The sequence below is a fragment of the Candidatus Fokinia cryptica genome, assembly GCF_034359305.1.
In the GTDB taxonomy this organism is placed as follows: Bacteria; Pseudomonadota; Alphaproteobacteria; order Rickettsiales; family Midichloriaceae; genus Fokinia; species Fokinia crypta.
In genome coordinates this window covers 609,966-622,459 of sequence record NZ_CP110343.1, presented here as the reverse complement: position 1 = coordinate 622,459, position 12,494 = coordinate 609,966, and the positions used below count along the sequence as shown (strand labels likewise).

General features: G+C 33.5%; 14 protein-coding genes and 1 pseudogene. 5 read left to right on the top strand and 10 right to left on the bottom strand.

Annotated features, from left to right (window positions below):
• Positions 1 to 161 precede the first annotated feature (161 nt).
• Positions 162 to 317, top strand: a complete 156-nt coding sequence (locus tag Fokcrypt_RS02865) for a hypothetical protein (protein WP_323722034.1) — start codon at positions 162 to 164, stop codon at positions 315 to 317.
• Positions 318 to 416: 99 nt separating this feature from the next.
• On the opposite strand, the gene Fokcrypt_RS02860 is transcribed toward Fokcrypt_RS02865, so the two are convergent.
• The 5 genes from Fokcrypt_RS02860 to rpmB all read right to left on the bottom strand — a co-directional run bounded on the left by Fokcrypt_RS02860 (position 417) and on the right by rpmB (position 3,084).
• Positions 417 to 614, bottom strand: a complete 198-nt coding sequence (locus Fokcrypt_RS02860; RefSeq protein WP_323722033.1) for a hypothetical protein — start codon at positions 612 to 614, stop codon at positions 417 to 419.
• A gap of 202 nt (positions 615 to 816) precedes the next feature.
• On the bottom strand, positions 817 to 1,047 hold the full coding sequence (locus Fokcrypt_RS02855; RefSeq protein ID WP_323722032.1) for a hypothetical protein: 231 nt from the start codon (positions 1,045 to 1,047) through the stop codon (positions 817 to 819).
• A gap of 137 nt (positions 1,048 to 1,184) precedes the next feature.
• Positions 1,185 to 2,249 carry a tRNA (adenosine(37)-N6)-threonylcarbamoyltransferase complex transferase subunit TsaD gene (gene tsaD, locus Fokcrypt_RS02850; protein ID WP_323722031.1) on the bottom strand — a complete coding sequence of 355 codons (1,065 nt, stop codon included), beginning with the start codon at positions 2,247 to 2,249 and terminating at the stop codon, positions 1,185 to 1,187.
• Between the two features lie 7 nt (positions 2,250 to 2,256).
• Positions 2,257 to 2,778 carry a transcription antitermination NusB family protein gene (locus Fokcrypt_RS02845; RefSeq protein WP_323722030.1) on the bottom strand — a complete coding sequence of 174 codons (522 nt, stop codon included), beginning with the start codon at positions 2,776 to 2,778 and terminating at the stop codon, positions 2,257 to 2,259.
• A gap of 12 nt (positions 2,779 to 2,790) precedes the next feature.
• Positions 2,791 to 3,084 carry a 50S ribosomal protein L28 gene (gene rpmB / locus Fokcrypt_RS02840; RefSeq protein WP_323722029.1) on the bottom strand — a complete coding sequence of 98 codons (294 nt, stop codon included), beginning with the start codon at positions 3,082 to 3,084 and terminating at the stop codon, positions 2,791 to 2,793.
• Positions 3,085 to 3,271: 187 nt separating this feature from the next.
• Between rpmB and rplO the strand changes: the two genes are divergently transcribed.
• Positions 3,272 to 4,258, top strand: coding sequence for a 50S ribosomal protein L15 (gene rplO / locus Fokcrypt_RS02835; protein WP_323722028.1), 987 nt, complete (start codon positions 3,272 to 3,274; stop codon positions 4,256 to 4,258).
• Here the strand turns inward: rplO and Fokcrypt_RS02830 are convergent, their stop codons facing one another.
• The gene (locus Fokcrypt_RS02830) at positions 4,259 to 5,173 is read right to left on the bottom strand and encodes a hypothetical protein (protein WP_323722027.1); all 915 of its coding nucleotides are present in this window, start codon (positions 5,171 to 5,173) and stop codon (positions 4,259 to 4,261) included.
• A 59-nt stretch (positions 5,174 to 5,232) separates the two neighbouring features.
• Here Fokcrypt_RS02830 and Fokcrypt_RS02825 point away from each other — a divergent pair, with 59 nt between their 5' ends.
• Together Fokcrypt_RS02825 and Fokcrypt_RS02820 are read left to right on the top strand one after the other, a co-directional pair.
• The gene (locus tag Fokcrypt_RS02825) at positions 5,233 to 6,504 is read left to right on the top strand and encodes an MFS transporter (RefSeq protein ID WP_323722026.1); all 1,272 of its coding nucleotides are present in this window, start codon (positions 5,233 to 5,235) and stop codon (positions 6,502 to 6,504) included.
• A gap of 88 nt (positions 6,505 to 6,592) precedes the next feature.
• On the top strand, positions 6,593 to 7,666 hold the full coding sequence (locus Fokcrypt_RS02820; protein WP_323722025.1) for a serine hydrolase domain-containing protein: 1,074 nt from the start codon (positions 6,593 to 6,595) through the stop codon (positions 7,664 to 7,666).
• A gap of 134 nt (positions 7,667 to 7,800) precedes the next feature.
• On the opposite strand, the pseudogene Fokcrypt_RS02815 reads toward Fokcrypt_RS02820, so the two are convergent.
• Together Fokcrypt_RS02815 and rpsC are read right to left on the bottom strand one after the other, a co-directional pair.
• Positions 7,801 to 8,230, bottom strand: a pseudogene (locus Fokcrypt_RS02815) (DNA-directed RNA polymerase subunit beta'); the annotation flags it as partial.
• A gap of 101 nt (positions 8,231 to 8,331) precedes the next feature.
• Positions 8,332 to 9,036, bottom strand: coding sequence for a 30S ribosomal protein S3 (rpsC, locus tag Fokcrypt_RS02810; RefSeq protein ID WP_323722023.1), 705 nt, complete (start codon positions 9,034 to 9,036; stop codon positions 8,332 to 8,334).
• 163 nt (positions 9,037 to 9,199) lie between these two features.
• Here rpsC and Fokcrypt_RS02805 point away from each other — a divergent pair, with 163 nt between their 5' ends.
• On the top strand, positions 9,200 to 9,733 hold the full coding sequence (locus tag Fokcrypt_RS02805; RefSeq protein WP_323722022.1) for a cell cycle transcriptional regulator TrcR: 534 nt from the start codon (positions 9,200 to 9,202) through the stop codon (positions 9,731 to 9,733).
• Between the two features lie 25 nt (positions 9,734 to 9,758).
• Here the strand turns inward: Fokcrypt_RS02805 and pgk are convergent, their stop codons facing one another.
• The gene (pgk, locus tag Fokcrypt_RS02800) at positions 9,759 to 11,060 is read right to left on the bottom strand and encodes a phosphoglycerate kinase (protein ID WP_323722021.1); all 1,302 of its coding nucleotides are present in this window, start codon (positions 11,058 to 11,060) and stop codon (positions 9,759 to 9,761) included.
• An 18-nt stretch (positions 11,061 to 11,078) separates the two neighbouring features.
• The gene (locus Fokcrypt_RS02795) at positions 11,079 to 12,335 is read right to left on the bottom strand and encodes a hypothetical protein (RefSeq protein ID WP_323722020.1); all 1,257 of its coding nucleotides are present in this window, start codon (positions 12,333 to 12,335) and stop codon (positions 11,079 to 11,081) included.
• Positions 12,336 to 12,494: the final 159 nt, after the last annotated feature.

Genomic DNA, 12,494 nt, shown 5'->3' with positions numbered 1-12,494 from the left:
ACGGTATGGTGGTTATTGGTAGAGTTCTAGCTGATATATATGTTGAGCCCGATAAGAGGTGCTTAACTTAAGATGCAGGTGTTAGTTGTATAGTGAAGTAGTTTTTAGTATTTTTTATGATATTGGATTTGTGCTATATAATCTGTAGTATAGTTTTTTTTATGGTTATAAGTGTTGTATTATCTATCTCTGTAAAAAGAAAAATGAGAGAGGAAGCGTATGTAAGAATAGAAATGCAAAGAGAGAAGATGGCTGTTAGAATGGAAAGAAGAATTAGAGGTAGGCTCTGGAGATATCACTGGATGTTTGATGAATAAACAAAATATTAGATTTAGAGTATTACATTTCTGGAGTTATTATAAGGTACTAAATGTCTTTATATGTAGTAGTTACAAAGTTATGTTCTATATAAATTGCTAAGATAGGTCGTTAAAATTCTTGTAATATTTCGCACGAAGTGTTTTCATTATTTTTAAACGTATTACGCGTCTTTCTTCTAGTGCTCTTTTTTTTATTTCCGCTTTTTTCTTTAGGTTAATACTGATTTTATAAGCTACTATTCCATTGATAATTGAAAATGAAGCAATGCCCATTATCATATAAATTCCTATCATTATGAAAATTTTTGCTGATAATAAGCAATTTATATAGCACGAAGATTCTTGCTATGAAATACCTCTTAAGTATATTAATGAGAGAAATAAGCTCATTTTTTGATTTCTATTTTTCCAAAGTGATACTCAATTATATATGTATGTATGATATAAGTTATCGTTTGCAGTGATATATTAAAAGAAAAATTACATATAATAGCCTCTATTTTCTGCTATTAAAAAGACTTGGTAATTTAGCCTCGCCGAGACCAGTACCAATTTTCCCCGCAAGTAACGCAGTATCTTCTAATTTTATTTTATGCAACATATTAGATATCTCTGCTCCCCAAAAAAGTGGAGATGGATTATTAGCATGTGTCGTCCAATCTTCTAATGGTAAGCTATATCTTTTGTTACCATCGAATCCACCTTGTGATAAGAATTCAGACTCCATATTAAACAGTTTCTTCTTAATATAGAAAAATTGTATATCTTTTATCTTTTATATGCAATATATCTAACTATTTTTCTATAAAAGCTACTACCAAAGACAGTATAAAAGCATGAGATATAGTTTGCGATATTTTACCTCTATAATTCACTATCTAATGATAATCGTAGATTTGGTAATACTGTAAAATTCATAGTATTGTCATATCTTTTTTGAGAAGTTGTTTCTAAAAAATAGCCATTTTTTACCTTTTCTATTGCCGTCCATGCAACCATTGCTGCATTATCAGTACATAAGGCTGTTTTGCAAAAAAATAATTTGCAGCCCAAATTATGTAAAAAATTCCCTATATTGTAGGATAAAAATGAGTTGGCTGAAACACCACCTGATATTACTACCCTCTCAATTTGAATACCATAATGTTTTTTAATATGTATAAGAGCTTGAGAAATTTTATCATTTAATAAATCTAGAATAGTACGTTGAAAAGAAGCGCATATATCACATATATCACGTTGTGTAATTTCACTTTTGCTATAAATTATTTTTTTTATAGCAGTTTTTAACCCTGAGAAAGAGAAGTTTAATGTATTGCTTCTATATAATGGCTTTGGAAATTGATATGCTTTTTGTTCTCCGTACAAAGCCATTTTTTCTATCAATGGTCCACCAGGATATCCTAATTTGAGAAATTGTGCAACTTTATCAAAAGTTTCTCCAATTGCATCATCTAGGGTTTCTCCAATTATTATATGTTTTCCTATATCTAGCGATAATACGAGTTGAGTATTTCCACCTGATACTAATAACAGTAAATATGGAAAGGTAAGATCTTTATTAGAGATTCTAGGGGCAAGGGCATGTGCCTCTAGGTGATTAATAGGAATGCATGGTCTTTGAAGAGCTGTTGCAATTCCTTTAGCAAAAGCTATACCAACCATAAGAGAACTTACTAACCCAGGTCCAGCAGTAACTCCTATAAAATCTATATTTAAAGGAGAAATTCCTGATTCATTGATACCTTTTATGAATAGTTTTGGGAGAGATTGAGTATGAGATCTCGAGGCAATTTCTGGTACAACTCCGCCATAAAATGCGTGTAATTTAATATGAGAGTATGAGTCGTTAAAGAGAATTGTACCATCAGTTTTAACTAATGAGATACAAGCATCATCGCAACTTGATTCTATTCCTAAAGCTATCATGTGATTCTTAAGATACAACTTCTATTAAAGTTTGAGATGAGCTATTAAGTTTTTCCCAGCATGCATCTAGTAAATGATTAATAAGACCTAATCGTTGTGTTTGTCCAAAAAGCAGCGCGATACTTAAGTATTCTGATATGATACGGCTTTTCCATATCGCATTGTCTTGTTCTACTTTTTTAGAAAGTTCATAAAATGCACATCTAAGGATTGCTTCTAGCATATAAGACATTGATATGTCTGTACCATTTTCAAGGCAACTAGACATTATCTTAATAATATTGAAGTAATTAGTAGAGCAATAAGAAACAGCATCTCTTACATTATCGTTTATAAACGGAACGCATGGCGATAAAGGATCGACTTCTTCATAGCCCAAACATTCTAAATTATCGTGCTCTGAAGGAATGTCCGAGTATTGACTAGACACAGTCACATACGTAACAGCATGCGATTGTCCTAGAAGAGAAGATTTACAGGAAATCTCATAAAGAATTTTTATTGCAGAGAGTCTATCATTTCTGTTCATAACTATTCACTTTCACTCAGCACTTGAACTAGATGTAGCTAAAATAGCTTTTTTAATCCCACGAAGCTTTAAGGTAAGCTTTTCGTCAGGAGTTGTGATAAGATAATTATCTATTCCATGATGCTTATCTAAAGTTCTTAAGCCAGAGGTTGATACCGCAAGTCTAAAGAATTTTTTCATCGTAGAACTAAATACACTAACATTTTGTATATTCGGTAAAAATCTCCTACGAGTTCTCCTATTAGAGTGTGAAACATTATTACCATAGGAAACCATTTTACCGTTTATATCGCATTTTCTAGGCATAGCATTTCTGGCTGAAATTCACTAAATTCGAGACAATACTATCACTAAATAATAGATAGTGCAACATTAAATATAGCAGTATATTGGGTATGGTATAGTTTTACTAAAGGTTTATATATTCCTGTTGTACATTTGCATATCTTATGATACCATTCCAAACGTTATTAAAATGGCAACATACTAAGTTATGCGAAGAAGAACTCATACTAGCTCCTCATACGGTGAGAGGAGTAACGAAAGGCGAAGTCCTAGACAAGGCGATGCACGCGGATACCGAAGCAATGAACGCTCATCTAATTTTTCCAATGAACGCTCATCTAATTTTTCTGCTGGTTCAGGCGATAGACAAGAAAGTTCCTTCCGTGGTAGGAACGATGAGCGTGGACAACGTGATGGCGAGCGTTCTAGGCCTTACAGCAGGCCGGATAGACAAGGAAGTTCATTCCGTAGTAGAGATGGCGAGCGTGGGCAACGTGATGGTGAGCGCTCTGGTTTTTACGGAAGATCAAATGATAGACAGGGAGGTTCATTCCGTAGGGATGGTGAGCGCGGACAGCGTGATGGTGAACGTTCTAGCTCTTACAGCAGATCGGATAGACAGGGAAGTTCATTCCGTAGTAGGGATGGTGAGCGTGGACAGCATGATGGCGAACGTTCTGGTTTCTTCACAAAGTTAAATGATTTTAGAGATAATTATGGAGCGAGAAGACAAAAGAAAATTTTGGGACGTGGTGTAGGTTCTGGTCTTGGAAAGACTTCCGGTAGAGGAGGAAAAGGACAAACAGCTCGAAGTGGAGTAGCATTAAATGGGTTTGAAGGTGGGCAAATGCCTTTGTATACAAGGTTGCCAAAACGTGGATTTAGAAGTGCAAATAGAATAGAGTACACTTTAATTAGCATTGATGCTTTGAACGATTTGATTAGAAGTGAGAAGATTAATGCTGACTCGGATATTACAATGGATATTATGCTGGAACTTGGATTAATTGAAGAAAAAGGTGAAAATGTGAAGTTACTAGGGCCTAAAGAACCAGATACTGTTCTTGATAAAGCTTTTCGTTCAATAGAAGTTCATAAAGTTTCTCAAAATGCTAGAGCGGTATTAGAGGAAAAAAATGTAAAAATCGTCGAGATAGATTTGGGTAGAAACAAAGTTGCCGAAGTAGAATTATAATTATAATTTTGAGAGCGCTCTGTATTGGAAAAGCAGAGCGCGAATTTCAGAGAGTATGTTTTTCATTTCGTAGTCATTTTCTTTTACGCTGTTGGATATAAGTGTTGTGTAATTTAGCAGTGAAAAGTTTTCCGATGCATCTTTCAAAGAAGGATGTAACAGTTCATTTCTGTATAATTCTAAGTGGTGTGCGTTTCCATATGTAGGTGGATAGTGTTTTTTTGGAGATATTACTGTCTTATATAAAATAGATATCAGCAGAAAAAGTATAACATTTTCTGGTGGTGATTGAGGTGATGGTATTCTGAATTCTATCCTTCTATTTTCGCAATGAGAGGATGGTATCCTGATAGCGGTAGTTCTATTATTGATCCCCCAACTTATCGTAAGAGGTGTGTGTATGCTACTTCCAAAGCGCGTATATTCTTCATCGTTTTGGGCTAATAAAAAATATAAGGCGTCGTTCAGCATTTCCAAAATGCTATCGATATGATCTATGAGTTGCTTATTTTCTGTGATAAGAGATTCTGAAAAGATATTTGTACTATTAGTATGCAGACTTATATTATATTGAGCACTTGAGCTGCTCTTACTTGGAAATGGCCTTGGTGATGTAATAATTGTATAATTATTAAAATTAGCAAGTATTTTATTACATATTTCAACTTTTTTGCATAGAAAGCACAGATTTGTGGTATGAGGTATCTTAATTTCGTACTGATTCTCCTCTTCTTCTGAGATAACTGATATTCCATACTGTTTCAATTCCTTTGTGAGATCAGCTATAAAATTGCATTTATACGTATTTTTAGGTATTGCATAAAATTCTATCTCCATTCCTATAGCACATTCTATTTTATATCTTTTTGTTATGATAGTGCTCAATCTATGGATGATTTCAGATTTATATAGCACTAAAAAAAATGATGTGATACCATGCACATAGTGTATTATAGTGTGCTAATGAAAGCTATATGAAATTAATATGGCGATATTTATTTCCACATATAATACATCTCAGATTGTTTCTTTTAGGTGCATGTAGTGGTACTTCTTTTGGTATTTTTTCAGCAGTAACCACGATTTTTCTTCACGATATACGATATTCCTTAATTTCATTAGGTGTATTTTCTATCAGAATGATGCCGTTTTCTTTAAAATCTTTAAGTGCTCCGTTTACTGATATTATACCATTAAATATATTTCCAGAAAAATGGGGGATAAGGAAGAAATGGATGTTCTTACTCCAAACTATGCTCTCATTAAGTATGATTATGGTTCCATTCGTTGCTCGTAATGAATATATATTTTTTATCTTTACCCTATTACAAGCATCTATGGGTGCCACTTTTGATAATAGTGTAGAAGCTTATAGACTTGAAGGTTCTAATAATTATGAAATACCGAAAGTAGATTTATACTTTATTCTCGGATGGACAATAGCGATTTCAGGTATAAGTTTCATTGTTCTTAATCTTGTAAGTTTCCTTTCTTGGAACAGTATATATGCCGTTTGCGGATTTTTATGTTCAGGATATTTGATAGTGATCTATAGAATAGATGATACCACTATCACAGTTGAAAAAAAGAAACATGTCATCACTTCTTTCATTAAAGAATACTACAGTGCCTTTACTGCCTTTCTCTCAGCGGATAAAGCATCATTAGTATTGCTTTTAGTTGCTACATTTAAGTTGAGTGACGGATTTATGGATGTGTTACTTATGCCTTTTCTTTTAGAAAATGGCTTTTCTAAAGAGCAACTTGCAACTTTTAATAAGGTTTTTGGTACAATTGGATTTTTCGCTGGTACTGTAATTGGAAGTTATGTCTTACGAAAGTTTTTTGAAAAGACCATACATATATTGTTAATTGCTGAAATTATGGCTGCTTGTTCTAATTTATTATTTTTGGTATTTCTATCATCAGCTTCTGGAAATATAATGCTTGGTGCTATTTCGTGCTTAGAAAAGATGTGCCAAGGATTCGCGAATGTGGCTATAATAAGTTTTATGAGTATATTTTGTAGAGCACAAGATTCTTATAGAGCTACTATGTTCGCAATTTTGAGTTCATCTTCTCAGCTCTTAAGAAATATATTTGGCTCTTTTTCAGGATTTGTAGCATCGTTTTTTGGATGGAAAGTATATTTTTTATTATCGGTGTTTCTTTCTATACCAGCGCTCTTTATTGCTACTCTCTTTTTGAAGAATAATTATCAATCTAAATTTAGTGCAAGAGATTAAGACAAAAAATACGTGCTTGTACTAGTTAATGCTTTAGAATAGGATTTCGTTTATCTGAGTGTTATAAGTTATTTTAATTTGAAGATTAATGTTAAAATATTCTTTTATTCTCTTTATATTACTTTTGCTGCATAGCAACTATGTTATTGCTGTTCATGATAATAAGCTGTTGAAGATTGAGCGATTTATAGAAGAGTGTGAAAGAGAAAAGCATCAACTACATGGTGGTGCTATAGCAATTTTATATCAGGGACGCGTAGTTTATAAGACAGCTTTTGGGAAAAGAGTTGGAAATCGTAAAAATATTACTTTCGATACGTTATTTCCACTTGCATCTGTTTCAAAGCCAATATCAGCATTGACTATTGCATTCATCGCAGAAAATGGCAATTTCTCTTTTGAAGATAAAATGAATCTTCCATATCTTAGCAGTAGTATTAGTATGAAAGACATCTTGAGTCATAGTACAGGCTATAATTTTTCAGGCAATTCTCAAATAGAGAAAGGATTATCTAGAAATGCATTACTTTCGCAAATATCGAAACAATATCCAAAATGTAAGGTAGGAGAATGTTATTTTTATAGTAATGCTATTTTTAGTTTAGCTGAAGAAATTTTGAGCGCTAAAGAACTTAATTTACGAAATGCTATTCTTGCTATGTCTAATCGCTTGGGAGTAGATGGAATTCATATGTTTCCAGTTCAGAAAAGTTTTATGATAGCTTATCCACATCTCGTAATAAAAAGAAAAAAGAAAAAGATATTGAAATCTCTCCCATTTCCGCCTTATTACCCTAAGACAGTTGCTTCTGCTGCTGGTGTATTTGCTTCTCTTAATGGGATGATAGAAATCTTAAGATTGAGTTCTGGGTATAGAACAGATATTATTTCTCAAAAAATGTTACATTACTTATACACTCCAATCGTAAAGAGTGATTCAAGAAATACTCGTAACGATATAGAAAAATATTATGCAATTGGGTGGAGAATAGGAAAGAATTTAAAGAAAAAAATGATTTTTCATGGAGGATCAATTAATGGAGTAAACTCTTTTATCGGATTTGTACCTTCTGAGGAAGTTGGGATAGTGATTCTTACCAATCAACAATCGAATTTTCCTTCTAAGAAAGGTTTAAAATTTTGCGAATTATTTATGAATTAATACAGTTTTAACCTGTGGAGGGATGAAGTGATAGGTAAGGAGTTTTGCATTTTTCTGAGAGCGAATCAAATCGTCTTCGCTTATAATCTCACCTTCGACTAAATTTGTGCCACCAGACTTAACTACTTCCATTCTTCCCATCATCTGACGTAATAATACCTCTATATGTTTATTATGAATGTTGACACCTTGTAATCTATAGACTTGTTTAATTTCGGATATCATATATCTAGCGAGAGCTTCTTTACCAAGCACGCTTAAGATCTCACTAGGAGAGACATCACCCTCTACTAATAAAGCTCCACGTTTTACAAATTCTTCTGGATTTACAACTATATTTCTATATCTAGGAACAAAATATTCATATAATTTATCACTTCCATCTGCAGGTTTTACTACAAGTCGTTTCTTAGATTTATAATCTTTTCCAAAGCTTATTACTCCATCTACTTCACTTATAATTGAGTGTTCTTTTGGTTCTCTTGCTTCGAATAGTTCTACTACTCTTGGTAATCCTCCTATAATATCCCTTGCTTTAGACGAGCCTTTTGGTACTCTCGCCATAATATCTCCTACCTCTGCTCCATCTTATTAACACTACCACACATGCTAAAAGAGAAGAAACATGAGAAGTTCGCTGTTTTAAGGCGCTTCCCTTATTAATCTTAATTAGATCGTTGTTCTTCTTCACGTATACTGTTTGGATGAGCCGCTATAATAACAGCAACTCCAAGCACACCATATGTAGTACGAGCAATCGCATTACTCTTTTCGATCGGCATTCTCAGTGTGTGAAGTGGCACGCTCCCGTCTTTTTGCCATTCCGTTCTTGCTATTTCAGCTCCTCCTAATCTACCACTTATAGCAATTCTCACTCCGTATGCTCCAGATTTCATGACATCTCTAATAGCCTTTTTCATTGCTTGTTTTGGAGCTACTCTCTGCTCAAGTTGTTGAGAAATCATCTTTGCTACAACTCTAGATTGTAGCAAAGGCTTCTTTTCTGTGTCTATATTAATATCCACTTCTAATCCATGATCTACAATACCAATAATACTCTTTTTGAGAACTTCTACCTCAGAACCGTTCTTACCCAATATCATCATAGCTTTCGCAGCGACAATTCTCACATTCAACTTAGACGAAGAACGACGCATCTCAATTTTAGATATCAAAGCACCTCCGAAACGTCGTTCTATAAGTTCACGTATAGCAATATCCTGACGTAAAATGCGAGGGTAATCTGTTTTAGACGCGTACCACATCGAATCAGTACTTCTGTTAATGCCTAATCTTAGACCTACTGGATTAGCTTTCTGTCCCATATTGAGAAAATTCCGTAATAATAACGAACGCGTTGAGCGTATCATAATGTATGATGAATTGCAATCTGTGGAATATGCAATTCAGTAATGTTGAGTGTATTTACCGTTTTAAAATGCTTTGCTTTATTGAATTTTACTAATTCAATCTTTAATCTTTATGAGAACTGCTGTAGAATAGCGTGAAAAGACGTGAATAATAATAAAATTTATGGCTGTAAAAAAGAAAGTCGGCGACTTTAATGCAAAACCTGTTATGCCTAAAGCTACCGCTATGTGGTTGATCCTTAATACAAAGTTGACTTTTACGCAGATTGCTACTTTTTGTAAGTTGCACCTTTTGGAAGTACAAGCTATGGCGGATGATGAATTAGGGAGGAAGATTACACCTATAAGTCCCATTAGCATGGGACAACTTGCTGCAGAAGAAATTAAAAGATGCGAAAATGATGTAAACAGTACCTTAAAGATGTCTGAAATAATGAAAGGTGTACTCTTTACTAAGAATAAAGCAAAGAAATACACTCCTGTTGCATTGAGGAGAGAAAAAGCGAATGCGATATTGTGGGTTATCAACAGATTCTCGACTGCAAATTCTAAAGAAATAGCAAAAATTCTTGGTACAACTGAAAAATTAGTCGACTCTATAAGAACTAAAACTCACTGGAATTATGAAGAATTAGAGCCAAAAGATCCTGTACTTCTAGGTATATGCAATCAATCTGATCTAGATTCTATTAAATGAGTGACGGAAGAATGTGAACTAGTTTTCAAGGAGAATTTGAAGTATTTAGCATGCTAGCTAAACCTGGTAGGACGTTACCACTGAGAAATGAGATGAATGAGCCACCACCATCTGATATATGAGTTATGTTATGTTCATTTTTGATGCATGCTATTGTATCACCTCCTCCTATAAAGCTTTTAATAGTGCCATTTTTCGTGAGTCTGGATAATATATTCATAACATGATCAGTTCCTTGTTTGAATTTTTCATTCTCATACATTCCTAGTGGTCCGTTCCATATTACTGTTTTTTGTATTTGTAAGATATTTTCTATAGCGGAATTTGTAGCATTGCCTATATCAAAAATTGAGAATTGCTGTTTGTTTATGTTTAATTCTTGTATGTTAATTTTCAGTATTTCTAAGTTTTTTCTACTATCCTCAGAAATATGAAAATCTGATGGTAATAAAATTTGTGTTATTTCAGAATCTTCTTTATAAAGGTTAATTGGAACGATTTTACAATTTTTATTACAGAGTAAATTATTTATCTCTAATTCCATTCCTATTTCTGTCAAAGAAGAACCTGTATTATAATTAAACCCGTACTTTAAAAGTGTATTAGCAATACCACCTGACACTATAATATTTCTTACTTTTCCAATCATAAATTTTATTAACGGTAGTTTTGTCGATATTTTAGCTCCACCAAGGATAATTGTAGTATCTTCAAAATTTACCTTCATAAGTGGTAATATAGCTTGCAATTCTTGTATGAGACGAATTCCACAAAATTTATAAGTAGTATGCATTGGAAGGGAATACATTGACATATGCTTTCTATGACAACACGAAAATGCTTCATTAATGTAGAATTCGGAGATTTCTGAAATTAGCATTTGCGCTGCTTCATCAGAATTTTTTTCCTCTTCTTCATATAATCTCATATTTTCAATAAGAAATACTTTTTTTTCTGTTTCTTCAGTGATTGAAAGAAGCTTTTGCAATGCTGTTATCTGTTCTGAGAAGTTACTTCTTTCGGTTACTAAGTGTAGTTCGTGAAATTTATTATTTTTGAGATATGAATTTATCTGTTTGATATGCATTTCAAATTTTTCGTACTTCTTTCCAAGATGGGATAAAAGCACAGGAATACCACCACATTCGAGAATGAAATTTATTGTATCTTGAGCTTTTTCTAATCTTTGAAAATTTGTAATTCGCCCACTTTGATCAGTTGGCATATTAAAATCCACTCTTACTAATACAGCCCTATTTTTAGTTAGTCTTTTTTGGAAAAAGTTTTGAAAATTTTGTAGATCTTGCAAATTATCAAGGATTTTCACTTTATTTTTTTATAATTGTTACGAAATTTTCTTTGCGACATCATAGATACGTTTAAAGCTATTAACTGGTATTGGAATTTCAATCGTTCCTGAGTTCTTAGTAATAAATGCTAAGATTGCATTTGGTTCTGAAGTTGTGCAAGTAGCTTGTATGTTAGATATTATTGCTTCGTCTTGTTCTTTATCGTAACTAGTCGCACAGTACACGTTATCACCATTGAATAGTATAAATGATTTATTATTTACTGTGATACTAGCGTTCTTATCCATTTCTATTTCATTGCTACTGCATATAGATATAGAAAATTTACCATTTTTTCTTTTCTCCAAAGCGATATATGCAGTACTGTTGTGGGAGTTATTTTCAGTACCTATAATGAAATTTCCTTTTTCTGATGAAACGAGCTTCCAATTGTCATAATGAGCTATGATATGTACTTCATTAACATCTTTCTCTTGTGTACTTTCTTCATGTTTCTGAGTTGTGGTTGATGGTGTGGAGGACGTATTTGCAGTGTTATTTACTTGAGGTGGTTGAGGTGGAGTGGCTGTAATATTTTGTTGTGTGGTTGATGATGTAGATGATGTATTTGCAGTGTTATTATTTATTTGAGATGGTTGAGGTGGAGTGGCTGTAATGTTTTGCTGTGTGGACTGTGTGGTTGATGGTGTGGATGACGTATTTGTAGTGTTATTTACTTGAGGTGGTTGAGGTGGAGTGGTTGTAATGTTTTGCTGTGTGGACTGTGTGGTTGATGGTGTGGATGACGTATTTGTAGTGTTATTTACTTGAGGTGGTTGAGGTGGAGTGGTTGTAATGTTTTGTTGTGTGGACTGTGTGGTTGATGGTGTGGATGACGTATTTGTAGTGTTATTTACTTGAGGTGGTTGAGGTGGAGTGGTTGTAATGTTTTGTTGTGTGGACTGTGTGGTTGATGGTGTGGATGACGTATTTGTAGTGTTATTTACTTGAGGTGGTTGAGGTGGAGTGGTTGTAATGTTTTGTTGTGTGGACTGTGTGGTTGATGGTGTGGATGACGTATTTGTAGTGTTATTTATTTGAGGTGGTTGAGGTGGAGTGGCTGTAACGTTTTGCTGTGTGGACTGTGTGGTTGATGGTGTGGAGGACGTATTTGTAGTGCTATTTACTTGAGGTGAGCTATCGTTAAGATTATCTACTGTTGAAGAATTTGATTGGTCTTTAGCTTGAACATATGTAGTATTTGCAATACATACCGATGCTATCACGAAGAAATTAAAGATTTTTGATTTCATTTTTACTGCCGTAATTACCTTAATAGAAGGATAGGAAAAATAGCATATTAGTCAAGAAAATGAGAGGATTTTGTTCGTCATTATTTGGATTATGTTTTTCTGCTAAATAACAAAACAACTTTCACTTATGAAGTAATACTATTCTGTGTTTACCTCAAA

What these genes read in the sequence shown, in the direction of transcription:
- Fokcrypt_RS02865 (WP_323722034.1), top strand. Translation starts at nt 162, where the DNA reads ATGGTTATAAGTGTTGTATTATCTATCTCTGTAAAAAGAAAAATGAGA.
- Fokcrypt_RS02860 (WP_323722033.1), bottom strand. Translation starts at nt 614, where the DNA reads ATGATAGGAATTTATATGATAATGGGCATTGCTTCATTTTCAATTATC.
- Fokcrypt_RS02855 (WP_323722032.1), bottom strand. Translation starts at nt 1,047, where the DNA reads ATGGAGTCTGAATTCTTATCACAAGGTGGATTCGATGGTAACAAAAGA.
- tsaD (WP_323722031.1), bottom strand. Translation starts at nt 2,249, where the DNA reads ATGATAGCTTTAGGAATAGAATCAAGTTGCGATGATGCTTGTATCTCA.
- Fokcrypt_RS02845 (WP_323722030.1), bottom strand. Translation starts at nt 2,778, where the DNA reads ATGAACAGAAATGATAGACTCTCTGCAATAAAAATTCTTTATGAGATT.
- rpmB (WP_323722029.1), bottom strand. Translation starts at nt 3,084, where the DNA reads ATGCCTAGAAAATGCGATATAAACGGTAAAATGGTTTCCTATGGTAAT.
- rplO (WP_323722028.1), top strand. Translation starts at nt 3,272, where the DNA reads ATGCGAAGAAGAACTCATACTAGCTCCTCATACGGTGAGAGGAGTAAC.
- Fokcrypt_RS02825 (WP_323722026.1), top strand. Translation starts at nt 5,233, where the DNA reads ATGAAATTAATATGGCGATATTTATTTCCACATATAATACATCTCAGA.
- Fokcrypt_RS02820 (WP_323722025.1), top strand. Translation starts at nt 6,593, where the DNA reads ATGTTAAAATATTCTTTTATTCTCTTTATATTACTTTTGCTGCATAGC.
- rpsC (WP_323722023.1), bottom strand. Translation starts at nt 9,036, where the DNA reads ATGATACGCTCAACGCGTTCGTTATTATTACGGAATTTTCTCAATATG.
- Fokcrypt_RS02805 (WP_323722022.1), top strand. Translation starts at nt 9,200, where the DNA reads ATGGCTGTAAAAAAGAAAGTCGGCGACTTTAATGCAAAACCTGTTATG.
- Fokcrypt_RS02795 (WP_323722020.1), bottom strand. Translation starts at nt 12,335, where the DNA reads ATGAAATCAAAAATCTTTAATTTCTTCGTGATAGCATCGGTATGTATT.